The organism is Chloroflexota bacterium (assembly GCA_016887485.1).
Classification (GTDB): Bacteria; Chloroflexota; Anaerolineae; order Anaerolineales; family Anaerolineaceae; genus Brevifilum.
On record CP069394.1, the window covers coordinates 2507460 to 2533162 of the forward strand.

Below are 25703 nucleotides of genomic sequence, written 5' to 3' on the forward strand. Positions count from 1 at the left end.
CAAATTACCATAATACCTATGGGTTATTCTGATGTGGGGAGAGGTTGGTATGCTTTGAAGTGCTACTTTACCTTGCCAAAAATGTGGCTGACGATACCGATTCGTTTGCGTACGATGATGTACATCCAAATTTGAGAAACTGCCATGGATGCTGAAGCAGCAATTGCTCCTGCAACCATGCCGGTGAGAGGGGCTAGAACAAGGGTGAATACGATATTGAGAATGCTGGTAATAATTATGATTTTCATGACATCTTTTTCATGGCCGGTCATGTTCAACAGGATGTTTACCGATCCCAGGAAGGAATTGATCACCTGGCCGATCAATAGGACGACCAGGGCAGGGTAGGCAGCGATCAATTTGGTGCCAAAGACCAGGGTAAGTAGATTCTTACCAAAGATGATGAAAAGGGCTGAGATAAGTAAATTAAGCACAAAGACGAACCGAGCGCTGAGAACCGTCAGGCGCTGCAGCTTATTCTTGTCACCATTCGTATGCAGAGAAGTGAACTGTGGCGCAATGATGGAATTAATGGCGGTTAGCACCACAGAGGCCAGGGTTGCAGTGCTGAGTGCAACCTGAAAACTTCCAATTGCTGCCGAGTCTACGAAGAAGCCTAATACGATTATGTTGGTTCGGCTTCTTACTAGATTGATTCCGCTTGAGAAGATCAACGGGATAACGCTGGATAACCAGATTTTTGAATGATAAATAGGCTTTGCCTGCAAGATGGCTTTTGGCGTGTACTTGAATAAAAAGAATACACTGGCCACGACAGCCACAAAGGTTGAAACAACACGTAAAGCCATTGCGACAGGTGGGGTGAAATCCAGTTTTGAAAGATACCCAATACCTATAATGAGGACGGTGAAAAGTCCAGGCGTAATCCATAGATCAGGAATCTGCCCAATAATTACTTTTTTAAGCCCGCGCAGCGCAGCGTTGATCAGAATGACCAAAGATTGTAATGGGAGTAGGAGAAGGCCCCAGAAGAAAGTGGAAGTTTCCACAGAACCAAAGAACTGCTTCCCGATCATGCCGCTGGCAGCACCCACAAGCAACAAGATGAAGCTGACCAATAGGGTGGCTCTAAATGACCATCGCCAACTGCCTGAGATGGTGTCGTTATCTTCTTTGACTTGGCCTTTAGAGGTTTCGCGTAAAAGCAGCGTTGAAATACCAAACTCCGCTGGAATGATTAAGATATAGGCAAGCGAAAAAACATAGCTGTAGACACCATAGCCGTCATCTCCAAGGAGCCGCACTAAAAAAGTGCCAATCAGGAAGGAGAGAATCTTACTGCCACCATTCAAGAACACACTGCGAATGCTATTATTAATCAACTGGCCGCGAAGGTCTTCCCCCTTTAGCATGTTGACATATTGGGCGATCGTGTCCTTAATCCGTTTGATCATTTTTCCTTTTCACGACTCGTTTGGTGAACAGGATACTTTGTTTCGTGCAGCTTGACAAATGAATTGGGCGGCAAAGAGAAATTGTCCGGTAGCAGTTTGATATCAAACACACCTTCGGTAGGGTCTTCAGAGAATTCGACCTTGGAGAGAACGGTGAGGGTGGAGAGGTCAAAGTGGATCAGGATATTATTATCACCGATCAGTAAAGTGCCATCCGGCAATTGGCAGGCGCCACGCAGAAAATGCTCTCCAATTTTAGTTCTGGAAAAAACCTTGTTGGTGAAGGGATCAAAATGAAGAATTTCCCCAGAACTGGTATCCAGATAGATCGCTGTTTTGTCCTGCAGGATTCGGATGCTGTGACTGGGTACGACGCAATGATCCAGAATGAGGCTCTCTGTGAGTGGACCGTCTGGGGGGAAGCGTAGAATCAGGCTGTAGGATTCTTCTTTGGTGATTTTGGTGGCTTCAAATTTATTATTCTCTTTAACGAAGAGCTTTTGATAGGTGTCATAGAGCCAGGGCAGAAGCCCGGAGAAGATTGTATTTTTGAGTTGATTGTTCCACTTGTGGAAATGATAACGGGAGATGACCCTAACCAAACCACAGGAGATCAGGAGGTCTCCGTTTTCAAGAAAGGCGAAGCTGTTTACATGCAGGGAATCGGTGATGGCACTGTCATGAGATAAGGGGTTGCGATAGTCATATTTCCCCTTGCGGATGGCGCGGTCACTCAGGATAGGCTGAATAGGTGTTTTCGCATATTGGTTGATCAGGTCATTGGAACGGAGATCGAAGTATTTTATGATTTCCCCATTAAAATCCAACAGTGCGAGGATGTCCGTGCGTGCACTTGTCACCCATACCCCTTCATCGGTCAGCAGAATATCATGGAAGCCTGCACATGTAGGGTGAAAAAAGTAATTTATCGGTTGCCAGGTCTCATCATAGATGAAAATAGTACTGGCATTTGCAACTGTAACACGATTTCCAAGAAAACTGATTCCCTTTAACCCACGATAGCCGCCGCGTGGGTTGGGATCAACATTCCGATATGGAGGTTCAATAATTTCTGTCCGCTGGATGATTTCATGCTTGTCTGTGTCATAAACGACAAGATATCCAGAAGGCTCAAAGGCTTTTGATTTTCGTAAAGCAGTTGGAATAAGAACAATTGACATACATCAACTCCATATGGGATGGCGCGTTTGGCCTATCCTCATTAATTTCCTAAGATAGCCAGGAGGAGAGATCACGATTGATCATAGTCTCCAACTGTAAAATTTCGTCCCGATAGGCATCGACCAACTGTTCACGGACCTTATTGGGAATCTCACGTCGTTTGAGGTTCTTGAAACGAACCCAGGCAGCGAACTTCATCCGCCAGTTTCTTGGCAACACTTTGCGCGAGACCCACCGGATGGGGTTGGGGCTGGAAAAGAGCCATTTTGAAGCTTTTTGGACGGTTTCACTTTTGACATTACCGGATGCGTTATAGCGCATCAGACTTCCCGGCACGAAGGTGGGGTCCACATCGAGAAACTCGTAAATTTCTGCCAGCAGGTTATCCAGGTCATTGACAAGGTCTTCATATAGATAAACCCGAATCTGTTCTTTTGGAAAGAGGGAATAATACCGTTTTAATTGTTCATAATAATGTCCAACATTGGTGAAGTGCCAGATGGGTTCCCAACCGGCAGCCTTCCGGCTTTCTTCTTTTGTTAAGGCTTCAGCAAAATCATTAGATGTCTCACGTTTATCCCGGACAACATGCATATAGGCAGAAAAAGCTCGATCGGCAGGATTGCGCAGAATCGCGATCAATTTCGCATCCGGAAGCATCGTATGGATACGCCCGGCTGCCTCAGGACGATAAAGATAAGAAGTGGATGCCTCGCCAATCGCCTTTTCATCCGTCACGCCATCAAACAGGGCTTGGTAGGTGTCAAAATCCGTGATGGCTTCATGGATTGGATCGCCCGGTCCTGTGGTCATTTTCGATTGGTCATCGAAGGAGAAAAAATGGGGCTCCTTGGAGGGGCTCATAAAGATCTCGGGGTGCTGCATCAGGTACATATATAAGGAACTGGTACCGGATTTGGCAGCGCCAATGATCAGGAAGTTCGGTAATGTCATTTCTTCTCCCGGGGTTCAGTGAGGGAAATGGTCAGTCCGTTCCATAGCCCGCGAAGGGTGTCTTTGAACGGCCCGCGATTGCCCATTCTCTCACGAAGTTTCAAAGCATGAATTGCGGCATCAGCGAAAGCATAAGCGAAGGCATAGAGGATGAAATAGAGCTTGGAGAAGATGTTCGGCGCATGTTTGCGAATGAAGATCATCTTACTTTTATTCCAGTTATAAGCCGTAAAGGCTGTATAGGAGATGGAGCCCACTTTATGCCAGATCTTTGCCTCGGGGACATACATGATCTTATAACCGAGAGCCTGGGCGCGGTCACAAAAGTCAAATTCTTCATAATATACAAAGAAGTCTGTGTCAAAACCGCCCGTTTTCTCCAACACCACCCGGCTGATCAACATAGTGGCCCCCCAAGTGTAATCGACCTGCCGGATATGGCTGTTTTCAGGCGAGTCAGTTTGACCGCGGAAGCCATCCGTTATTTTGAAGAACCGACCTTTTGAATCCACGCCGCCATACCAAATGACGTCATGGGGATTATAGAAGTAGATCTTAGGGCTGATGATGCCAATGGATGGATCGGAATTGGCGACTTCGATCAGAGGAGCCAGGAAATTAGGATCGACTTCAATGTCTGAGTCCATCCGGATCACATACTCTGCGCCGTGAGCCAGGGCATAGTTGAATCCGGCATTGGAGCCGCCTGTGGCGCCAATGTTGTTTTCCAGGGCCAGCAGGTGCACCTTAGGATAATTGGCTTTCATCTTTTCAACTGTGTCGTCTTTTGAGCCATTATCCACCACGATGACCTGCTCCATGTTCACTTCGGATTTTGCGAGTGAATCGAGGGTGGCGATCAGGTCATCGGCCCGGTTAAAGGTGGGGATGACGGCCCAAAAGGAATCGCGAGTCAATTTTTCAGTCAACAGTCTTTCCTTCCAAACGATCAGCAGCACCGGCACACCAGGCTGCTTTCAATCGGTAAACGTATGGGATGATTTTCGCGTTTTTACGAACCTCTTTGGTCCGGGCCACAATCTTCAGTGTGGTCCAGGCGGCGATCAAGGGCTTGAAGATTCGCCAGACCGCGGCGGATTTCAACAAGGCGGGCATGTGAAAGATTTCAGGATGCTCATAGCGGACATCAATCATGTAATATCCTGAGCGGTAATTGTCTCTCCTGAGTGCCTCAAAATCATGCCGTGGTGGGTGATGTTCCACAATCGCGGCTGGTTCGAAGAGTAAGTGGATCCCGGCGTGGGTCATGCGGGAAGTCCATTCTATGTCCTGACCGCGCATCAGGGCCTCGTTTAAGGGGCCAACCTTTTCGACCACTTCACGCTTCATGGCCAGGTTGAGGGTTGGCAGGTAGTGATGTTCCTCGCGGGGCTGGGATGCAAGCTGTTCGTGGAACATCGAGAGATTATAAACGAGCAGCCAGAAATTATCCGTGGGGGATTGGACGCCGCCGCCAACCACCTGCCAGCCTTCGGCGAAATCAGCAAAGAAAGTGTCAATCCAGCCGGGCAGAGCGATGCAGTCGGCATCAATGAAGATCAGCGAATCGGAAGCGGCTTCGCGGATGCCAATGTTGCGGGCTTCCGCCGCACCAACCGGTGCGGGTGTCTTGATGAATTTGACCTCAGAGAAATTTTCCACCAGCCCAAATTTATCCATCCCCACTACGATGATCTCAAAGCTGCGGTCGGTTTCCTGGGATAGGATGGACTGGATCGTCCGGTCGATAACTGGCGAGTGCAGGTTGGGGATGATGATCGAACAATCGAGTTTAGTCTGAGCTTGTGGTTCCTGGGTCATAAGCCGCGTTTATTTTCCATATTCATCAAGTAAATATCAAGCCCGTAGTTGGCGGGTCAGTTTTGCTGCAATACGTTATTGTAGATGGCTATTATACTCTCCGCCAGCACGTTCCAGTCATAATGGGCCTTGGCGCGTTCCCTGCCCTGAAGGGCTGCGCTCTGCCAGAAGGATTTATCTTCCAGCAGGGTCGTAACCGCCTGGGCAAGTTCGTCGCTGTTGCCTGGCTCAAAGGTGAGTCCGGTTTCCGGCGTGATGACAGTGGGGATGCCGCCGGCGCGGCTGCCAATGCAGGGTGTGCCGCTGGCCATCGCTTCCACCAACACAGCGCCCTGGCCTTCTTCGGTGGAGGGGAGGATGAAGATTTTGGCTTCCCGCATCAATCGGGCGACATCAGCCTGGGATTGGGTACCCAGGAACTGGACGCGATCTCGCAGGGCATGCTGGTCGGTGTAGACTTCCAGTGACTGCCGCAGGTCACCTTCTCCAACGATCTGTAATTGCAGGGTTGGGAATTGATCCCGGAGTTTCTCCATGGCCTGCAGCAGGGTGATAACGCTCTTACGTTTGATCAGCGAGCCGACATAGATCAGGGTGTCTTTCCGGTCTTCCGGCGCGCCTACAGGGAACTTGCTGATATCAATCCCGGTGGGGATCACCTGGATCTTCTCTGGTGAAATGCCAACACTTTCAGCACCCTCAGCCAGCGCCTGGCTGACGGCGATGATGTGGCTGGCATGTTCTAATGCAGTTTTGACCGGAATCTTAAGCAGTGGCTTATCAACGGTTTTGAAAATATCGCTGCCGTGGATTGTGACCACATAGGGCAGGTGATGGAAGGGGCGGGTGATTGCGGAGGCAAACCCGGCCAGGCTGAAATTCGCGTGGATGATGTCGCAGCCTTTAGCGTGCCGGGCGACAGCATCGGTTAGCGCAGCGACATATGGGATCATCGCTAATTTGTAGATAAAACCGCGCTTCCAGGCAGCCGGCAAGCCCGCCGAATCCTTTTGGAGGACCTCCGCTTTTTCCGGCAGGTATTTTGCCCGGAAGACTTCCATTCCCTCGAAAATTTCGTGCTGTTTGGTGCCAGGTTGATGGGGCGTGATGATCCGGACTGTGTGGCCTTTGGCCTGAATGGCCCGGGCGACATCAATGATGAACGGCACTCGGAAATCGCCTTCCCACCGAGGAAAATTCGTTGTGACAATCGCAATTTTCATAAGGTCTCAGTCATTGAACAAGGGTTGAGCGTGGCATCAAGCCATTTTGGTAACATCTCAATCTTACCATTGCTGCCCTGATAAATCTCAGGGATTTTGGGTTTCCCACGTTTCAATAATGAAGGATTTGGAAAATCTCCACCTGGTCATTTTGATAGATTTCAGATATGCCTTCACATCCCGCGAGACCTTCGGCTTGCAGGCTGCCCGTTCCTTCCCGGATGTAAATCCAATTCAGATTGGCTTCATTCACCAGTTTCCAAAACGCTGGGTCACAGGTTGTGAGGGTGCTGGCGACCTTTCCCCATTTGATCAACTGCCGCACATTGTCTTTATCGGGCGAGAAACCATAGAACACGGTTGGCACCAGGGACCAGCGGCCGGTATAAGGTAACAGCCACCCCCCGCCATCCACGCCGCGGTAATTGTTGTTTTGCCAGTAGGAGGTATTGATCAGGAACCGGGCATCGGTGGGGGTGTTCTCCGTCACCCAATCCAGTGCTTCAATGTCGGGTTCGGTGACCAGCACGGTCACCGAATTGACGATATGCGAGCTGAGGTCGTAGCCCCAGATGCCCCAGCCAGCCACAAACAGGGCAGGGATCAGGAGGGTAATCCAGCTTCGCTTGAGCCATTTTGACAACAAAACGCCCGCTTGCCAGAAAGCCCACCCCGCGAAAAGTGAGAGAGGCAGGAAAAAGGTGATGGCAAAATGGTCCGGCCTGAAGGGCTTGAGTGCCAGGCTCCACGGCAGGGCCAGGACCGCGCAGACAACCGTCCAAACCCCAAAAACGATTCGCTGGCGTTTGATGAAGGCCCAGATCAAGCCAATCCCGGCCGGGATCAACAGCCAATGGTTGCTTGCTGGGCCAAGCAATTTCCAGATATAGGAGGCTGTGTCCGTAGCGGCCTGGAAGCTATCCAGTGCGTCGGGCAGGTTAGATTCGATGCCTGTACTTAGTGCGGAAAGGTTCAGCACGCGTAACACCCAGGGCAAAGCCAGCAGGAATCCCAACCCCGCACCGATCAACACTCCGCGGGCATTGAATAATGCGGTCAGCAGGGTCTTCAGGCGGGGCAGGAAAACGGCCAAGATGAGAATAATAAGGAAGAAGGCCAAAAGTAGTGCTGTGAAGTAGTGGGCCAACAGCACACTACCGGTGAGGAGGCCCAGGAGGGCGATCTCGCGTTTATTGCCGGGCTTTTGTTTTAGTCTGAGCGCCGCGGCCATCGCCAGGGGGAGCAGGACCAGCCCGGCGGTCAGGGGATAGCGCCCCCAGGTTAGGAAATAGGCCGGCATGCGGGTGACGAAGCTCACCAGGATAGCCGCTGCCAGGGCAGGCCGCCAATCCTTCCAAAGGGTTTTCCCCAGGGCATAGATGGAAAGAGAAACCGAAGCATTCAGTAACTGCCCAAAGGTCAGGATTGACTGGTCGATGGATAGACCGCTGAGGCTTGTGAAGAGGGCTGTGGCGGCATGAAAGCTAAAATGGTAATAGAAAGGCTGGTTGAGGTAGGGTGTGAGGTTTTCCGGCAGGCCGCGTTGTTCCAGTATGGCGCGGATGATGAGGTAGTGATGCTGAGAATCAACCCAATTCGGTAAGAGCAGGCCATCAGCCTGATAGAGCCGCCAGGCGATCAGCCCGCCAAACAAGGCCAGGCCGATTAAAGCGGCCCATAGTTGGCTTTTGTGAAATTGGGGTTTGCACCGGATGAAACCAAAGATTGCAAGGCCCGCAAATCCTGCCATAAGCAAGCTTATCCCAAGCGGCGAGAAGCGGACGCTAAGGGTGAAGGCCCACTCTGCCAGCAGCCCGATGGTGGCCAGGCTGATGCCGATGATTTGTGCCAGAGCGACCATTGGGTCACGGCCGCGCCGACCCAGCCAGGCCCATCCCGCCAGTCCGGGCAGCAGTATCAAGCCCAGCGCAAGGATGCTCACAGCTTGCGTACGCCTTCCGGATCGACCTTGGCGAGCAGATCATGGATGGATTCGTTCAGAACCGGATGAACAAAATCCGGTGCAATTTCATCCAGCGGCACAAGCACGAAGGCCCGATCCTGCAGCCGGGGATGCGGAATGGTGATGATTTCGCCTTCAACAACCTCCGAACCGTAGAACAGGATATCGAGGTCAATCAGCCTTGGGCCATTACGGAAAGTTTCTTCCCGACCCATCTCTGCTTCAATGGATTTGAGCAAGTGAAGCAGGGGCAGCGGCTGAAGGGTGGTGTCGACCTCAATTACCTGATTGAGGAATTCGGGTTGGTCGGTATAACCCCAGGGCGGGGTGGCGTAAATTGAGGATTTGCGAATCACGCGCACTTTGGGCGCCAGGGACTCGATTGCTTTTTGCAGGTTGGTTTCCCGCTCACCGAGATTGGTGCCAAGCGCCAGGTAGATGGGTGAGGCCATGACTAGACTACCTCCAGAATATTGAGCATATCCGCCAGCAGGCCATACGCGGTGGTTTCGGGGCCGGGGTCGCTTTCGAGCACGCCCAGGCCGGGGAGCACATCCAACTGGAATTGGCAATAGGAGCTGGTGCCGTTGACGCTGAAGAGAGGTGAATCAGGACCGACCCGCTGCGGGGCGACCTTGGTAATGATCCGGTCATCCTGCCGCTTTGCTGAACAAACCAACTTCCAGCGTTCCCCGTCGGCTTTGGCCTCTGCGATCATCTCGGGGGTCACGCCGCGAATACCGGTGCGGTCCACCTGTTGGGTTGTGAGGGGGGTGCCCATCAGCACGGTGACCAGGGCGGCCACCTTGATGGAGGCATCCCAGCCGTCAATATCATTGCTGGGGTCGGTCTCGGTGATGCCGATCGAGCGGCCGAAATCCACGGCCTCATCGAGGCTCTTCCCCTGTTCCATCATTTCCAGCAGCAGGTTAGTGCAGGAATTGAGGATGCCGTGAAAAGAGATCAGGTTTGCGCCGACCAGCGGTTCACGGAAGAGCGCAAAGATCGGTGCGCCATCCATCACTGCCGATTCGAACAGGAAACGCTTATCCATTTTTACCGCCAGAGAGGTCAGGTGTTGGTACCCATGCACCACCGGACCCTTATTGGCGGTCACGGCGTGCATGCCCGACTCGAGTGCTTTTTCGATGTGGCTGATTGCCGGTTGACCGGTTTGAGGGTTCACCGGGGTAGTCTCGAACATGAAATCCGCCGGGCATTGCTGGATTAAGGCAAGTGCCTCCGCAGGGGCATCCATCGTGCTGAGCGAATCCAGAGAGCTGCCGCTTTCGACAAGAGAAAGTGCCTGCTCAAGGTCCAGCCCAGCGGGATTGACCGCCCGGCCGTGTGAACCGGTGATGATGCCGGTGACGGAAACGGATAAGTCATATTTATCAGCCAGTTCGACCTTTTTCTTCAACAGTAAACGGGCAAAGGCTTTGCCAACGTTTCCAAAGCCCACCAGGCAGAGGCGGTATTTTTTCATGGTTGGTCATCCTCTCAACAATATTGATTTCATTAATTTAACCACAGAAATGAGGCTTTGCGGTGGATTAATAGCCGGAAGCTTGTTGATTGGCCCCGGATGCGATTAGAATTGGGGGCATGGCAAACAACGAACCCCGCGTATTACTTTTTGACATTGACGGCACCCTGCTCAACCCAGCCAAAGAAGGGCGAATCTGCCTTTCACAGGCGTTGACGGAGGTTTTTGGCACGACAGGCCCAATTGTGGATTTCCCTATGGCGGGCAAGACCGATTGGCAGATCGTGACCGAACTGATGACTGAGGCTGGGCTCCCAGCGGATCAAATTGATACCGGACGCGAGGCGGCATTTGACGCCTATGTCCGCGCAGTCGCAGAGGCCGCGCCGACCTTGCAGATGCTGCTGCTACCCGGGGTGGAGGTGCTTCTGGCGGCGCTTACCGGACAGGCGGACTATGCTCTGGGTTTGGTGACCGGGAACGTTCGGGACTCCGTCCCGCATAAATTGCGCGCGGTGGGGATTAACCCGGCGCTGTTCACCTTTGGCGCTTATGGCAGTGAACGGCTGCACCGTAATGACCTGCCGGGGTTGGCGATTTCCCGGTTGGAGGATCAATGGGGTCGGTCGATTGACCGGGATCAGGTCCTCGTGATCGGAGATACCTCCCGCGATATTGAATGCGCCCGACATGCCGGGGTCAAGGTCCTGGCTGTGGCGACCGGGCATACTTCAGCGGAAGAATTGGTTGAACACCAGCCGGACTATGTCCTGAATGACCTAACGGATACTGATGAAGTAATGAAGATATTTCAGACTTTCTAAGGCTGGGAAACTATCAAAAATCAGGGGGATTCGGCGATGAAACCAAATGAGTAAAACAGCGAATGTCCGGTCAGTTCCTGACGGATGGGCGTGGTTGGCAGATAGCCCTCTGGGGGGATAACTTCAACGTGGGATCCCTCCCAACAATAGCAGGCACATCCCGCTTTGAATTCAACTGTGTCAACTCGACCGCGTTTATCGGTGATGTAATCGTCGTCGCAAGGATAGCGGATTTCAACGCGAGGGAACGGCGGCTCACCGGAATCGATCATTCCGTTGCCATTGAGGTCATGCCAGGTGTAAACGCTGGCTTCAGCCCCGCCATCAACCATCACACCTGGAGGGACTCGGCATTCCGGGTCAATGGGATGGTAAATATTTAAGAAGAGGAAAAGTCCCCCAACCAAGGCACTGAAGATGATGAGTGCAATGACGAAAATATCTTCGCCACCGAAATCCTCGTTGTAGTTGTTCTCCTCATTCATTATGACCTTCTCCCTGCTTCAAATTTAACCGAATCACTCACGAAAAATAAATTGGATTGCTGATCAGCGCCGGCAGGGGTGGAATCCCCGGCAAGAAGCTGCGATAGATCTCCACCCGCAGGAACCCGGGACCCGGCACCTGTGTTGTCAGCTCTGCATCGCCATCGGTGGGTGCCTGGAACAGGTCAAATTGTTTTGCCGCACTAACCAGCCGGATGACATCACCCGCTTTCAGCCCCTTGGCGCTGACCTGAGCCATCAAGCCCTCCTGCCAGGGTGTTGTGCCGCCCAAGGTCGCTTTACCAGAGGAGAAATCTACCGTGGGGCCATTGGGAGCGAAGGTGATAAAGCTTTGTCCTGCTCGCAGCGCAGCCAGGATGTCATTGGATGCATCCGACCCGGCATAAACGCCCATGCAGGGGCCGCCGAGGATCTGGAAGAGGTTCTCCCGATGGAAATCGCTGCCGCCCACAGCGGGGATCTTCTGCCCCGCAATTAGCATTTGGTGCCAGAGGCCAACTGCGCGCAGGTTGCTTTCCCGCATCGGGCCATTCCAAATCTCGATGGCATCAAACGGCAATTTTGTCATGTCAAACTGAAAACCACAGGAATCATCCTGAGGGTGGTTGATCACAATCAACGCCCCGCGGTCATGCGCACTTTGAAATCGCGCCTGCATGTCCTCGTTGGTTTTGGTGAAGAAAGGCTCATCGTAGGGTTTTTCGAGGCCCAGGAAGTTGGCATGGCCGCAATAATGGGTCCATTCCACGCCGGGGATCAAGGTGATGCCCGGAATGCGGGCCAGGACGGCGGGACTGACCATCTGGTTGTGATCGGTGATCGCTAAAAAGTCCAGCCCGTGTTTTTGGGCCAGAGACGCCAGCTCATCCAGGGTGAGTACGCCATCCGATCCAACTGTGTGGGTATGGATATCGCCCAATAACAGACGGCGCTGTTTGGGGATGAAGGTCAGCTCGTAGGTGACGGTCACGCCCTCCGGCGCGATCCTGTAGGCCCCGGCCAGGATTTGCCATTCGCCAGGGGTCAGCGGCTGGGGGAAGTAGCCCGGAGTGGCCGTTTTGCCATTGATGAAGAAGCTGGCCTTGTCCGAGCCGGAAGCGCCTGCCTGTCTGCCATCCGGTGCGATCAGACCCAGATCAATGATGTTGATTGAATCACGCGGGGTGAACTGTCCATTTGGCAGGACTTGCGCCTCATCCCGGAACCGGGGATAGCGATAAGTCAGCCGGAATTCAGCGATGTCCTCCGCCATGGTGAAGGGCACGGTCAGATATTGCCCCTGCTGCTCGGGTGTGATGCTGAAGGTGAGGGTTTGGGTGATCTCGTTCATTCGCCCCAACTGTTCTTTTTGGGTTCGCCCAGGGCATAGACCAGGAAACGCTGGATGAATTTCTCCCAGAAGGGCCAGACATGACCGCCATCTTCCATGTCATATTGGATCGGCACGCCCATCTTCTGGGCTGCGCCATAGAACATCTCGTTGAGCGGGAAGAGGTCATCCTGCTGTCCACAGGCCATGTAGAGCTTGGGCAGGTCCTGGGGGTGTTGGGCGGCCTTTTGCAACCAGACCATCGTGTCATGAGACGTGCCGGCGAGCTTGGTCAGGTCGCCAAAGATATAGGTGAACTCGTGATAGCGGGGATCGTCCGGGTTCAGCTTGAGGATCTCCAGCGATAACACGCCGGAGAGACTGGCCGCGGCGGCGAAGCGTTCGGGATAATTCAGTGCGGCTTTGAAAGCGCCAAACCCGCCCATTGAGTTCCCGGCGATCAGGGTATCCTCCCGCTTTGGGGACAGGCCAAAGACATCCTTGAGGTATTTGGGGAGCTCTTCCATCAGGAAGGTGAAATACTGTTGACCGTTGGGATGATCGGTATAGAAGCTGCGGCCGATGGAGGGCATGACGACAACAAGGCCAAACTGGCGGGCGATGGTTTCGATGTTGGTATAGCGCTGCCAGGCGCTGCCGTTATCGCTCAGACCGTGCAATAAATAGAGGACCTTGCGCTCTTGCAGCGACTGGTCGCTCAGGTTTTTTGGGTCGGGGACGATCATATAAAGCGGCAGGCAAACTTTGACGGTTTCGGGGGTGAAGTCGAGTTGGATCAGGGCCATGGTTTACTCTTCTGCTACGTCCAGGTCGGTCATGACTTCAAGGTCGTCCGGCTCATCCGGTCCGCGGGTATCCATTTTGAGGAACAGGGAGAAACCCAGACTGATCACCATCAGAACGGCGGGGAAGACGGTCAGCAGGAAGCGGGAAGCCATACCAGGCTGGGGACCGGGGACCTCTCCGCTTTTGAACCCGAAAAGGACGCTGAGCAGCAGGAAGGCCAGGCTGGTGAAAAGTCCACTCAGGCGGTTCATGAAGCCGAGGGCGTTAGCGATGATGCCCTCGCGCCGTACGTTGTGTTTGCGGGTGTCCTCATCCATGATCCGGGCGCCGATCAGATCCATCGTGGTGATCACGCCAGCAAAGCCAAAGCCAACCAGTGCGCTGCTGATAATAGCAGTGATCAAACTGTTGGCGAAGAACAGAGGAACGAAAGCCACAGCCAGGGAGGCCAGAGCGATCCGCCAGATAGGGATCAGTTTTTGTTTGCGGACCAGCAAGGCCCAAACAGCCACACAACCGATGGCGATCAAGAGTACGGAGGCGAAGAGGATGGTGGATTGAGAATCCGGAATTTGAAGGGTGTATTTGACGAAGAAAGGCAGCCCCGCCAGGACCAGGGACATGGCCGCGCTATAGAAGGCGTTGGTCAGCCCGGCGATCCAGAAATTCTTGTTGGTGACGAGGTCTTTAATGCTGTTCCAGAGCTTGGGTGGGTTTTCATCCTCATCAATCTGCCTTTCTTTGGAGGTCAGGCTCATATAGAGGATCACCACACCGCCCAGGATGCCGTAAACGATTGACGTATTGCTGAAGCCGATGGCGCCGGTGACGATCGGCGTCAGGGCGATGCTGATGATCATGGCGACCAACTGGAAAGCCTGGCGCAAGGCGTTGGCCTTGGCCCGGCTGGCGTCGTCTTCGAAGATCTCGGGGAAGAGGGCGGCATAGTTGGCATTGATCACCGAATCGAGGGTGCCGGTGAAGATATAGAACAGCATGGCCCAGGCCAGGAGGGAATTCCCGGCGAGAAAAGCGGGGGTGCTGTAGAAGGCGATCAGCCCCAGGATCAACAATGGGGTGCCAATCACCAGCCAGGGACGGCGCCGGCCCCACTTGGTGCGGGTGCGATCTGAAAGAAAACCGTAGACCGGGTTGTCAATCACATCAATAAAGGTATAGATAAATAATATTAGGGCAAAATTCTCAGTGGTCAGTCCCATCCGGTCCACGTAGAAAATGGCGGCATAGGTCTTGAGGAGGTTGATTGGGATGGAGGTGCCGAACATCCCAATGGCATAATTGAACGTTTTCATTTTGCTGGATTTCATGGGAAAGTCCTTTGGTGAGTTAGGGTAGAACGGTGGTTATATCTCAATGTACCCATTTTATACGATTAGGAGAGGGGCTTCAACTTATTGAGGAAAAGGTTGGATCAACCAGATGCAATCCACAAATGTTTTGCAATTCTCCGAAACCTATCCCATGTTATACTAATTCCAGCATTCAATACCTGAGAAAAAACATGAAACTGATCATTCAAATCCCCTGTTATAACGAGGCCGACACCCTTCCGGAAACCCTGGCTCAACTGCCGCGGGCGATCCGGGGCTTCTCTTCCGTTGAGATATTGATCATTGATGACGGCAGCGTAGACGATACAGTGAACGTTGCTATGCAGAACGGCGCAGACCATGTCGTCGAGATGGACCGGCATTCGGGTCTGGCTCGGGCCTATACCCGCGGTTTGGACGCGGCTTTGGGCTTGGGTGCGGATGTGATTGTCAATACCGACGCGGATAACCAGTACCCCGGCAGTGAGATCGCCAAGCTTGTTGGTCCCATTGTTGAGGGTAAGGCTGAAATGGTGATCGGTGACCGCGGGGTGGGGACGCTGGCGTATTTTTCACCGACCAAGCGTTTCTTGCAGAAATTAGGTTCGAAAGTCGTGTCAGTTTCAGCCGGCTTTAAAATCCCCGATGCTACGAGCGGTTTTCGGGCGATCACCCGCGAGGTGGCGCTGCAGACCCTGGTGCTCAGCAATTATTCGTATACATTGGAAACATTGATCCAGGCCGGAGCGAAACAAGTTAAAGTGGTCTTTGTCCCCGTGCGAACCAATGCACCGACGCGACCCTCACGGCTTTTCCGCAGCGTGCGCAATTATGTGGTGAATTCCACCAAGACCATCATCCGATCCTTTGCCATGTATCGGGCGCTGAAGGTCTTTACCTGGCTGAGCCTTCTTCTGCTGGTTCCCGGGTTAGCTTTGGGCATTCGTTTTCTTTATTTCTATTTCCAGGGCATGGGCGGGGGACATGTTCAATCGCTGATCCTGACGGCTGTGCTGCTCATCATCGGTTTTCTTACTTTCCTGATCGGTCTAATGGCCGATTTGGTGAGTTTCAATCGCAAAATTTTGGAAGAGATCCTCTACCGTGAACGCCGACGGGATGTAGATGGACCGGAAGAGTCGGATTGGTCTGACCTGGATTTTTAAAATTGCGTTAAATACCAATTTAATACCCGATTTTCCTTTAAAACGATGTAAAATGTCTGAACAACTACGATCCTCAGGGATGGAGGCTTTTTTTGTTTGAACCATTAATGAACCGAATTGCAGAAGAAGGTAAGAACCTTGGAAACGGGATTTTAAAAGTTGATCCCTTCATTAATCATCAGGTTGACCCTGTTTTGATGGATGCCTGCGGCCAAGAATTGGCCGCTCGTTTTAAATATACCAATCCTACCAAAGTATTGACGGCGGAAATTTCCGGGATAGCCCCGGCTTTGATGACCGCCAAGTATCTGGATGTGCCTGTGGTTTATGCCCGCAAGCATAAACCCGTGACCATGCCCGACACGGTTTATTTGACAGTGGCCCCTTCGCATACCAAAGGGCATATGGTCGAACTGATCGTCTCCCCGGAGTATCTGGCAAATGGCGAACGGGTTCTGATCATTGATGATTTCCTGGCCTCCGGTGCAACCATTGCCGGTCTGGTCCGCCTGGCCGAGACAGCCGGCGCCACCCTGGTGGGCATCGGTACCCTGATTGAAAAGACTTTTGAAGGCGGTCGTGAGATGCTCTCTGCCGCGGGCGTGCCTGTGGAATCACTGGTGGGCATTTCTTCTTTAGATGATGGCCGGATCGAGTTCGCTGAAGACTAGGATCCTGGCGCTGGGTCTGAAGGCTGCCCGTTGGCCGATAATTCAACCCCTTGTGAGGTTAGCTTTTAATCATATGGACCAATTGCTTCCGGTTGCGCGATTTGCAGAAAATGACCATTGGGTCGCTTTTCAACACCCTCAGCCGGATTATGCATTACATATTTTGATCGTTTCTAAAAAAGCTGTCCCCACTTTGGCGGCAGCTTATTTCGATACTGGGGAGCCATACGGTGCCCTTTTTGATCTCGTGCAATCCCTGATTAGTAAATTTGACCTTGAAAGGGTTGGCTACCGTCTGATCACCAACGGTGGTCCCAACCAGACTATCCCACAATGGCATTGGCATCTGGTCAGCGCTGACTGGGAGGAGGCCCATGACTGAGACCATCGTCATCCTTGATTACGGTTCGCAATATACCCAATTGATCGCCCGGCGTGTGCGGGAAGCCCAGGTCTACAGCGAATTGCTGCCATGGGATGCGCCGGAAACTACCGTGATGGCAATGGCGCCTAAAGGGTTTATTCTCTCCGGTGGGCCCCGTTCTGTATATGACGTGGGTGCTCCGACCTTGCCGGACTATGTGATTCGATCGGGGCTGCCTGTCTTGGGGATTTGTTATGGTATGCAGCTGCTCACACTCGCCCTTGGCGGCAAGGTGGCGCCATCGGGCCAGCGGGAATATGGCCCCGCCACGATTGAGGTGTTGGATGAATCGGATTTGTTACGGCAGGACGATAATCCCTCGGTCTGGATGTCTCACGGAGATCGGATCGAACAGCCGCCGGTGGGATTCACCGTCTTAGCAAAGAGCGGTAACAGCCCGATTGCGGCGATCAGTGACACGAGCCGAGGCTATTTTGGCCTGCAGTTCCATCCCGAGGTGCGTCATACCCCTGCCGGATCGGCCATCCTGAGCCGATTTGTGCATGAAATTTGTGGCTGCCGGGGGGATTGGACGCCGCAGTCGATCATTTCCCAGGCAGTGGAGCGGATAAGGGCGCAGGTGGGGTCATCCCGTGTGTTGGCAGCGGTCAGCGGCGGCGTGGATTCCAGCGTTGCCACCGCCCTGGTGCAAAAAGCAGTGGGTGATCAGCTTTCGGCGGTTTTTGTGGATACCGGCCTGATGCGCAAGGATGAGGGCTTGTGGGTTGAAAAGGCCTTTCGTGAGAACCTGGGTGCGAATTTGCTGACCCTTTACGCGATAGAGGATTTCTTCGACAAGCTGGAAGGCGTCACCGCGCCGGAACAGAAACGCCGGATCATTGGTGAGACCTTTATCCGCTTGTTTGAGCAGGCCGCGCACGATCTGGGCGATCCGCATTTCCTCGTGCAGGGAACGATCTATCCGGATGTGGTCGAATCACGTGCGCCGGAGCGCGCCAATGCCCACCGGATCAAGACACACCATAATGTCGGTGGCTTACCGGAGGACATGCAGTTTGAACTGGTGGAACCGCTGCGCTATCTCTTCAAGGATGAAGTGCGGGTGGTAGGTGAGGCGCTTGGCCTGCCGCGGGAGCTGGTTTGGCGGCAGCCCTTCCCCGGGCCGGGGCTGGCTGTGCGCTGTCTCGGTGAATTGACCATTGAGCGGGTAGAGAAGCTGCGCGCCGCAGATGCGATCTTCACTGAAGAATTGAATTCAGAGGGGCTGCTCCATTTGCAGGATGATGGCGAAGTGGGCACATCCCAGGCTTTTGCTGTGCTGCTCCCGGTGAAAGCGGTGGGCGTGATGGGGGACCAGCGGACCTATGAGGAAGTGATTGCACTGCGGGCGGTGACCACAGAGGATTTTATGACCGCCGATTGGGCAAGGCTGCCTTATGATGTGCTGGGCCGGGTCGCCAACCGGATAGTGAACGAGGTCAGGGGGGTGAACCGGGTGGTGTATGACATCACCAGCAAACCGCCTGGAACGATTGAGTGGGAATAAATCGCTTGGCACATACCAGATTTAGCTTGTAGGTCACATGCCGCGAAGCGCATGTGATACTTACCCCTCATCCGGCACTACGTGCCACCTTCCCCAAAAAGTGGGGAAGGCCAGGAACAGAATCCGTAGGTTCCGCTTCCAGCGTGACTTTTTCTTTTATGCAGGTGTGATCATTCGATCTCACCATGCATGACCTACATTTTATAGAACCGGCTTTTGAGTTTGCTTCGTGCATCACTTCGTGACGCCTCGCAATGATAATATTTGGGAGCCCACAGAGGGGCCCCCCTACGAATAATGTTCTTCTTTGGTACCGAAATGAAATGGCGGGGTCTGGCGTAGGTCACGTGCCGCGAAGCCCACGTGACATCTTCCACCCTCATCTGGCACTACATGCCACCTTCCCTTTCGCGATTGGGAATGTGTAAATCAAAATTTGTAGGTCACGCTTCCAGCGTGACTTTTTCTTAACCCTTTAGGGAGTTGAGGGCGGAACGCCCGAAACAGAAAACCACCGGCTAAGCCGGTGGAAGCCAAAGGCTTATAGGAAAGAAATCACTCCGGTAGAATGGCAGATGTTCAAGCCGCCAAACGGAAAGGAGTGATTTCTATGGTTAAGAGTCTAGCACACACAAAATGGATGTGTAAATATCATATAGTATTTACGCCAAAATATAGAAGGAAGATTGTGTAAGCCAAGTACAAAGAGAGCATAGTGGAGATAATAAGAGATCTATGCAAATGGAAAGGTGTAGAGATCATAGAGGGGACAGCGATGATAGATCATATTCATCTGCTCGTATCAATTCCCCCGAAGTACAGTGTATCAAGCTTCATGGGGTACCTGAAAGGGAAGAGTGCTCTGATGATATTTGATCGACATGGGAATCTGAAGTACAAGTATGGGAATCGGCATTTCTGGTCGAGAGGATACTATGTGAGCACGGTGGGGTTGAACGAAGCGACCATAGCGAAGTATGTGAGGGAGCAAGAGAAACACGACCAGATGACGGATAAGATCACAACGAAAGAAGCAGAAGACCCCTTTAGGGGTAGCTAGGTAATCGGTGCACCAGGCTTGAACGAAGTGAAAGCGGCACCTTGAGGTGCTGCAAGTAAAAGACCCTTATAGGGTCAGGTCAAGCCACCCGCTATGCGGGTGGTCTTGACTTTATGCAAGTGTGATCATCCGATCTCACCATGTATGACCTACATTTTATAGATCCGGCTTTTGAGACTGCTTCGTGCATCACTTCGTGACGCCTCGCAATGACAATATTGGGGAGCCCACAGAGGGGCTCCCCTACGAATAATATTCTTCTTTGGTACCGAAATGAAATGGCGGGGTCTGGCGTAGGTCACGTGCGCTTCGCGGCACGTGACATCTCCCTAATGTAAGTTAGTTCTGAATGAACGGGGACTGTGAAACTCAATACCCCTTCTTCCTTAACCAAGCCAGAATTTGTTCCTTTTCACCGGAGACATTTTCGCTTAACCTGGCGGCAAAAATGGGGGGCATCCAGGCCTCCACGGCAGCTTTTGAAATTTCCGGATTAAATTTACACATAAGACGGGGGTAATACCAGCAATACCATTGAATAAATAAATTGAGCACCAGGCGTTTAAAGAGACTTTCCGCAGGTGCAGTGAAAAATTTAATCGTTGCAATCGAACGCGCCACGTCAGCGGCGGGGTCACCCTGGCCGGCAGTAATCCAATCAATGACAACAGGGCCATCTGGAGCATCGATAATCTGGCCGGGGTGGAAGTCAAAATGCAAGAGGTTCTGTTTGTCAGGCAGGCTGTCCAACTGCTTCAAAAATTTTGATTTTTGATCCTGGCTCAGGATTTCAACCTGCCCAATATCTCGTCTGAGTCGTTTTTTTACTGGGTTAAGTTCAGGAATCTCGGATTGGTGTATTGCTTTATGCAATTCAACAAAGGCTCGAACCATTTTCGGAGCTTTGAGGAGTTGACAAAGCATCTCATCGCGCATATTTGGGCCCTGGATCCGTTCGAAAATTAATCCTTTTCGCCCATCCATATCATGTTGTCCTAAGAGCTTAGGTATGACAGGGAAGTGTTCCTGAACGATGCTGTGGATTTTCATTTCGTACGCAATACTATCGTCTGATACCCAATCATAAAAGAGCTTGAGGACAGTGTTATTTTCCCAGGCATAAATTTCTGCGGTGCGACCTAAGGCGATGGGTTGTTCTTGCATAAGAGGTAATTCCTTCTTATTAGGCTGGCTTAAAGATAATACTGGGCCTGCTTCGCATACATCCTCGAATACAATCCACCCTCGATGATCAGGTCGGCATGCGTACCCAGTTCCACGATGCGACCGTCCTTAAAAACCGCAATTCTGTCGGTGAAGCGGGTGCTGGACAACCGATGAGAAATGTAAATAGCGGTCTTCCCATGGGCGAGCTTGTCGAAGTTGCGATAGACCTCATATTCACTGCGTGGGTCCAGGGCGGAGGTGGGTTCATCAAGGATGGTCACCGGCGCATCCCGATAGAGGGCGCGGGCGATGGCGAATTTCTGCATCTGACCGCCTGAGAAGTTCACGCCTTCCTTATCCACCACCCGATTTACGGAAGTTTCCAGTCCCTTGGGCAGCTTTTCCAGAATTTGTTCAATCCCAAAGAAATCGATCACATGGTCCAGCCGGTTATTGTCTGGCTTCGATGAGGCTGCGATGTTATTCGCGACCGAATAGCCTAAGAATTGGAAATCCTGAAAGACCACCGACAAGGCCAGCAGGTATTCCTCCAAGGGGATATTGTTGATATCCACACCGTTCAAAGTGATCGTGCCCTGGGTGGGTTGGTAAAGGCGGCAAAGGAGCTTGATGAAGGTGGTTTTTCCTGCACCGTTCAGCCCGACAATCGAGAGACGCTCATTACGCAGAAATTCGATGTTGATGTCCTTGAGGACGTCCCGGTCGGTATCAGGATAGCGGAACCAGACTTGATTAAAGCGGAATGTCAATGGGCCATCTGCTGAAATAGCAAATTCTGTGTTGGTAATGTTGTTTTTCGCTGCTTCTGGCAGTTCTATGAAATCCCGGTAGGGCTCAATATGCATGGTTAAACCGTTGATGCTGATCAGGCTGTCAATCAGGCTGGTGAGGGCTTGCGTGAACTGACGGGCAGCGCTGCCATACATGGTGAGGTCACCGATGGTGATCAGGCTGCGGAACGCCTGCCAGGCCAGCCATCCATAGACCAGGAAGGCCTGAAACTGCATATTGATGTTGGTGATTCCCTGTAATTTGGCAATCTCATCATATTGTCGGCTGTAGATATCGACGATTTCCTGTAAATAAACAGAAGCCTTGTGCAGTAGGAATTTTGCACAGTGGGAGAGGCGGATGTCCTTCCCAAAAGAAAAATCGCTAGCCAGTTGGCCATAATAGGAGAACGCCCGGTTTGATGGGATTGAGATCACCGAGTCCTGATAGCGGAGATTGGCGATGCGTTTATAGACGATGCTATTCAACAAAGTCAGCACGGTCAGGATTGGGATCAGCCAGCCATTGAAGGTGAACAAAAGGACGAACAGACTGGTGAGGGAGATCAGTGAACTTGCTGTAACACCGATCTGCTCCACCAATCCATAGAAGTTGTAAGTGCCTTGCAGGGCTCTTTCCTTGAGGTCCAGAACCGATTTCTTTTCAATATCTTCATAAGGCAGATGGAGGCTTTTATCAGCGAGGGCTTCGGAAACTTTTAACTGGATTTTCTCCAATTCAATGGATTTGATCCGGGTCAGGACGGTCTCGATCAGTTTCAATAAAAGGTTCGCACCGGCCAAAAGGGCGACAAGTCGGATGAGCCGGTGAATATCTTGCGCTCCCAGTAGTTCATCAATGATCAATTTGGGGACGATGATATTGATCAGAGGGGAAACGCCCTGCACAAGCGCCATCACAAATGAGACCGGCAGGAATGTTTTTGAGAACCTTTGGAGGACCTTCAGGAAGAAGATCAGCAGCTTAGCATTTTTACGCATCACATCCTCCTTCCTCAGCTTTCTCGTTTTCCCGGTAATACTGGGCCTGGATCTCGAAAAGTTCGGCATAGGGACCGTCCTTTTGGAGCAGGGATTGGTGGGTGCCAAATTCCGTTATCCGTCCGTTTTCCAGGAAGGCGATGTGATCGCAAAATTGGGTGCTGGATAACCTGTGTGAGATATAAATGGCCGATCTGTCTTCGATGGTCTGATCAAAAGACTGATACATCTCATATTCAGCCAGCGGGTCCAGCGCGGCGGTGGGCTCATCCAGTATGATGAAGGGGCGGTTTTCGTAAAGGGCACGAGCCAGGAAGAGTCTCTGCTGCTGTCCACCTGAAAGGTCAATGCCGTTTTCATTGAGGATCTTGAGGAGCCAGGTCTCCGAGCCGTCCGGAAGGGAATCGACCATCGACTGGAGGCCGGAATGCTCAATAGCATTGGACAGGCGCTCTGGATCAATATTCGTCTCAAGGGCGATGTTCTCAGCCAGTGTGAAGGGGAAGATCTTGGCATCCTGCAGGATCGTGGAGAACAGGTCCTGATAGCTTGTGTAGTCATAGTCCTGAATATTACGTCCATTCAGTAGGATTTGGCCGGAGGCGACTTCGTATAGGCGAGTGAGCAGCTTGACGATCGTGGTCTTGCCGGCGCCGTTTTCGCCCACCAGGGCCAGCCGCTCGCCATATGGGATCTTGAGGTTCAGATGGTCCAGGATCAATTTATCGGAGCCTGGATATTTAAAGGAGACATCCCGAAATTCGATATCGAAGCCGACCTGATGAGCCGTCACTGGCAGGCCGCTGTCGGCTGGAATCCGAGTTTCCCGGATGAAATCCTGATAGTTACGAACATAGTTGCTTTGGACCTGGATAAAACCGAGATCACGCATGGTCTCACTGAGCCAGAAGACAACTGTGGTTGCAGCACCGGAATAGAGGAAGAAATCACCGGCGCTGATGTCACCCTGCAGCAAACTATAAGTGATATAGCCATAGATGAGCAGATCACGCAGCAGGCCAATTGTAGCAATGGCTAATTCACTGTTGAATCTTTTGTTGGCAACGGCCTTGCTCAGAACCATTACATTTTTAGCGGCTTCCTCCCGTTTTGCCCTCAGCAGACCGCCCAGTTGGTACATGCGGATATCTTTCCCAAAGCGGAAATCCGCGGAGGTCTCGGTTGTGTAATAGTGTCTCCGATAGGCGCCATGATAGGCGTCCCTGTTTTGCTGCTCAAATTGACCTGCACGAAGACTGAGGTAGTAGGTTGCGAAAATGGTGACCAAAAGGGCCAGGAGCACCCAGATATTCAGCGTGGAGATGATGGCAACCAGACCCACAACACCCACGATGCTGCCAAAGATCGAGAGCAGTTTCTCCATGATCCCACCGGCCCCGGCATGGGGGTTGAGCAGCGTCTGGGAGACGGTGCGGAGTTGATCCAGAATGTCGGCATCTTCCGTCAGGGGGTAAGCCATTGTCATCGTGGTGAGGTTCAACTGCTCGATCAGCTTATAGCGGACGGCATTGAACCGCATTCTGTAATTACCCCTAAGGAATTCAGTCATAAAGGCGCAGGAAGCCGAGAGGATAAATCCGCCAATGATGATGATCAGGATCCGCTGCCAATTCTGTGATTGGAGGGAATCGATGATCAGCTTGGGGACGTAAATGGCGATCATGGGGATGAGGCTGAAGAAAATGGTATAGAGGGTCATGGAAAGAACCATGCCCTTGTCGTATTTCCAGATCTGTTTGAAAAGGAAAATCATTTCAGCTTCGTGTTTGGGTTCATCCTTCAAAACGCAGGTCCTTAATGAAGGCGCAGGGTTGATTTACCGTAGATTGAGCGGTTTTGAGGATACCAGTAAATGGCTCTTGAAATGAATTACGGAAAAACAGTCAGTTACAAGTTCTAATACTATCAAAACCGTCGGGATGAGTCAATTATTGCTGCCGTTGAGATATTTGATAGTCCTTTGATAGGATATCGTCAGCTTAATTCCCTAGATTTTATTGGGTTTGAAAAATGAATCCCACTATAATTAAATTATGATTGGAATTATCTTGGAAATTAATCATTTAGAAAATTAAAGGAGATCGTTATGAAATTCGGAGAAATTTTATCAAAAGCCTGGAAAACGATTTGGAAGCATAAGATCCTCTGGCTGTTCGGCATTCTGGCCGGCTGCAGCGCGAGTGGCTCTGGACGGGCAAGCAGCAATGTTAATTATTCTACGAGCAGCAATGGTTATCAGGATATGCCTTCCTTCCTGGGACCTGAGGCTCAGCATTCGGCTGAACAATTTTTTCGTTCATTAGCTGATGTTCAGGCTGGTGTCTGGGTGCTGGTTGGCGTCAGTATATTTATCCTGATCCTGGCGATCTCATTCCTTTCCCTGATGGCAAGCACATTGGGTACCACTGGTGTGATCAAAGGGACATCAATGGCTGACCAGGCAGCTGAGGATGATAAGCCGCTTTCCTTTGGGATGATCTTCAAAGGCCTCAAGCCGCATTTCTGGAAAGTGCTGCTCATGACGTTGATTGTCAATATCGGCGGATTCATTCTGGGCGTGATCCTGGTGATCCCGATCCTGATCCTGACCGTTTGCACTTTCTTCCTGGCGGGCATCTTGATGATCCCGTTAGGCTGGTTCATCACCACATTGGTCCGGTTCACCACCATTGCCATTGTTGAAGAGAACCTGGGCATCATAGACGCTGTCAAACGGGCCTGGAACCTTTTAATCAAGAATCTTGGAAATGTCGCTATTATGTTCCTGATCCTTGGCGTTGGCGGCACTTTGTTGAGTATGTTCTTAGCTATTCCAATCATCCTGAGTCTGCTCCCGGTGATAATTAACATCACATCAAACGGCATTGAGGCTGTTAGGGGAGGCGTAACTCTGACCTTAATCTTCTTTGCAATCGCTCTTCCGATTGTCATTTTCCTGGGCGGGGTATTAAAGGCCTATGTGCTTTCTGCCTGGACTTTGACCTATCGTGAGATTACGGCTGAAACGCCTTTGGATCCTGAAGTCATCTCCCTGCCCAAGGAGAAAAAAGAAAAATCGTAATAAAATAGGACT

At 51.8% G+C, this 25703-nt stretch carries 22 protein-coding genes and 1 pseudogene; 7 read left to right on the plus strand and 16 right to left on the minus strand.

Features of this window, described 5'->3' with window-relative positions; translation table 11 throughout:
• Nucleotides 1–62 precede the first annotated feature (62 nt).
• From JR338_11405 to JR338_11445, 9 genes are all read right to left on the minus strand, one after another.
• Nucleotides 63–1415: an oligosaccharide flippase family protein gene (locus JR338_11405; GenBank protein QRN83006.1), complete on the minus strand. Its 1353-nt coding sequence runs from the start codon at nucleotides 1413–1415 to the stop codon at nucleotides 63–65.
• Nucleotides 1412–2596, minus strand: coding sequence for a hypothetical protein (locus JR338_11410; protein QRN83007.1), 1185 nt, complete (start codon nucleotides 2594–2596; stop codon nucleotides 1412–1414). The genes JR338_11405 and JR338_11410 overlap by 4 nt, the downstream gene beginning before the upstream one ends.
• A 49-nt stretch (nucleotides 2597–2645) precedes the next feature.
• The gene (locus JR338_11415) at nucleotides 2646–3551 is read right to left on the minus strand and encodes a sulfotransferase (protein QRN83008.1); all 906 of its coding nucleotides are present in this window, start codon (nucleotides 3549–3551) and stop codon (nucleotides 2646–2648) included.
• Nucleotides 3548–4480 (minus strand): glycosyltransferase family 2 protein, encoded by a 933-nt coding sequence (locus JR338_11420; protein QRN83009.1) that lies wholly within the window; start codon nucleotides 4478–4480, stop codon nucleotides 3548–3550. Before JR338_11420 ends, JR338_11415 begins: the two co-directional genes overlap by 4 nt.
• Nucleotides 4473–5372 (minus strand): glycosyltransferase, encoded by a 900-nt coding sequence (locus JR338_11425; protein ID QRN83010.1) that lies wholly within the window; start codon nucleotides 5370–5372, stop codon nucleotides 4473–4475. Before JR338_11425 ends, JR338_11420 begins: the two co-directional genes overlap by 8 nt.
• Nucleotides 5373–5428: 56 nt before the next feature.
• Complete coding sequence (locus JR338_11430; GenBank protein QRN83011.1) at nucleotides 5429–6595, minus strand: glycosyltransferase family 4 protein; 1167 nt, start codon at nucleotides 6593–6595, stop codon at nucleotides 5429–5431.
• A 112-nt stretch (nucleotides 6596–6707) separates the two neighbouring features.
• Nucleotides 6708–8537, minus strand: a complete 1830-nt coding sequence (locus tag JR338_11435; GenBank protein ID QRN83012.1) for a hypothetical protein — start codon at nucleotides 8535–8537, stop codon at nucleotides 6708–6710.
• The gene (folK, locus tag JR338_11440) at nucleotides 8534–9010 is read right to left on the minus strand and encodes a 2-amino-4-hydroxy-6-hydroxymethyldihydropteridine diphosphokinase (protein ID QRN83013.1); all 477 of its coding nucleotides are present in this window, start codon (nucleotides 9008–9010) and stop codon (nucleotides 8534–8536) included. Before folK ends, JR338_11435 begins: the two co-directional genes overlap by 4 nt.
• A gap of 2 nt (nucleotides 9011–9012) precedes the next feature.
• Nucleotides 9013–10044 carry a homoserine dehydrogenase gene (locus tag JR338_11445; protein ID QRN83014.1) on the minus strand — a complete coding sequence of 344 codons (1032 nt, stop codon included), beginning with the start codon at nucleotides 10042–10044 and terminating at the stop codon, nucleotides 9013–9015.
• Nucleotides 10045–10163: 119 nt separating this feature from the next.
• On the opposite strand from JR338_11445, the gene JR338_11450 reads away from it, so the two are divergent.
• Nucleotides 10164–10868: an HAD hydrolase-like protein gene (locus JR338_11450; GenBank protein QRN83015.1), complete on the plus strand. Its 705-nt coding sequence runs from the start codon at nucleotides 10164–10166 to the stop codon at nucleotides 10866–10868.
• A gap of 20 nt (nucleotides 10869–10888) precedes the next feature.
• Here the strand turns inward: JR338_11450 and JR338_11455 are convergent, their stop codons facing one another.
• The 4 genes from JR338_11455 to JR338_11470 are packed head-to-tail and all read right to left on the minus strand — an operon-like array spanning nucleotide 10889 to nucleotide 14818.
• Nucleotides 10889–11353: a hypothetical protein gene (locus JR338_11455; GenBank protein ID QRN83016.1), complete on the minus strand. Its 465-nt coding sequence runs from the start codon at nucleotides 11351–11353 to the stop codon at nucleotides 10889–10891.
• Nucleotides 11354–11390: 37 nt separating this feature from the next.
• Entirely contained in the window at nucleotides 11391–12704 is a 1314-nt protein-coding gene (locus JR338_11460; protein ID QRN83017.1) for a PHP domain-containing protein, read from the minus strand.
• Nucleotides 12701–13489, minus strand: a complete 789-nt coding sequence (locus tag JR338_11465) for an esterase family protein (protein ID QRN83018.1) — start codon at nucleotides 13487–13489, stop codon at nucleotides 12701–12703. The genes JR338_11460 and JR338_11465 overlap by 4 nt, the downstream gene beginning before the upstream one ends.
• Before the next feature lie 3 nt (nucleotides 13490–13492).
• Nucleotides 13493–14818 carry an MFS transporter gene (locus tag JR338_11470; GenBank protein ID QRN83019.1) on the minus strand — a complete coding sequence of 442 codons (1326 nt, stop codon included), beginning with the start codon at nucleotides 14816–14818 and terminating at the stop codon, nucleotides 13493–13495.
• A 194-nt stretch (nucleotides 14819–15012) separates the two neighbouring features.
• On the opposite strand from JR338_11470, the gene JR338_11475 reads away from it, so the two are divergent.
• From JR338_11475 to tnpA, 5 genes and pseudogenes are all read left to right on the plus strand, one after another.
• On the plus strand, nucleotides 15013–15987 hold the full coding sequence (locus JR338_11475) for a glycosyltransferase family 2 protein (GenBank protein QRN83020.1): 975 nt from the start codon (nucleotides 15013–15015) through the stop codon (nucleotides 15985–15987).
• A gap of 107 nt (nucleotides 15988–16094) precedes the next feature.
• On the plus strand, nucleotides 16095–16658 hold the full coding sequence (gene xpt, locus JR338_11480; protein ID QRN84426.1) for a xanthine phosphoribosyltransferase: 564 nt from the start codon (nucleotides 16095–16097) through the stop codon (nucleotides 16656–16658).
• A gap of 73 nt (nucleotides 16659–16731) precedes the next feature.
• Entirely contained in the window at nucleotides 16732–17040 is a 309-nt protein-coding gene (locus JR338_11485; protein QRN83021.1) for an HIT domain-containing protein, read from the plus strand.
• The gene (gene guaA / locus JR338_11490; protein QRN83022.1) at nucleotides 17033–18589 is read left to right on the plus strand and encodes a glutamine-hydrolyzing GMP synthase; all 1557 of its coding nucleotides are present in this window, start codon (nucleotides 17033–17035) and stop codon (nucleotides 18587–18589) included. The genes JR338_11485 and guaA overlap by 8 nt, the downstream gene beginning before the upstream one ends.
• A gap of 610 nt (nucleotides 18590–19199) precedes the next feature.
• A pseudogene (gene tnpA, locus JR338_11495) lies at nucleotides 19200–19649 on the plus strand (IS200/IS605 family transposase).
• A 369-nt stretch (nucleotides 19650–20018) separates the two neighbouring features.
• Here the strand turns inward: tnpA and JR338_11500 are convergent.
• From JR338_11500 to JR338_11510, 3 genes are read right to left on the minus strand one after another with little or no spacing between them, the layout of a single operon-like run.
• On the minus strand, nucleotides 20019–20813 hold the full coding sequence (locus JR338_11500; GenBank protein ID QRN83023.1) for an aminoglycoside phosphotransferase family protein: 795 nt from the start codon (nucleotides 20811–20813) through the stop codon (nucleotides 20019–20021).
• 29 nt (nucleotides 20814–20842) lie between these two features.
• Nucleotides 20843–22609, minus strand: coding sequence for an ABC transporter ATP-binding protein (locus JR338_11505; GenBank protein QRN83024.1), 1767 nt, complete (start codon nucleotides 22607–22609; stop codon nucleotides 20843–20845).
• Nucleotides 22602–24413, minus strand: coding sequence for an ABC transporter ATP-binding protein (locus JR338_11510; protein QRN83025.1), 1812 nt, complete (start codon nucleotides 24411–24413; stop codon nucleotides 22602–22604). The genes JR338_11505 and JR338_11510 overlap by 8 nt, the downstream gene beginning before the upstream one ends.
• A 303-nt stretch (nucleotides 24414–24716) precedes the next feature.
• Between JR338_11510 and JR338_11515 the strand changes: the two genes are divergently transcribed.
• A complete protein-coding gene (locus JR338_11515) occupies nucleotides 24717–25691 on the plus strand; it encodes a hypothetical protein (GenBank protein ID QRN83026.1) in 975 nt (324 codons plus the stop codon).
• The last annotated feature ends 12 nt before the right edge of the window (nucleotides 25692–25703 follow it).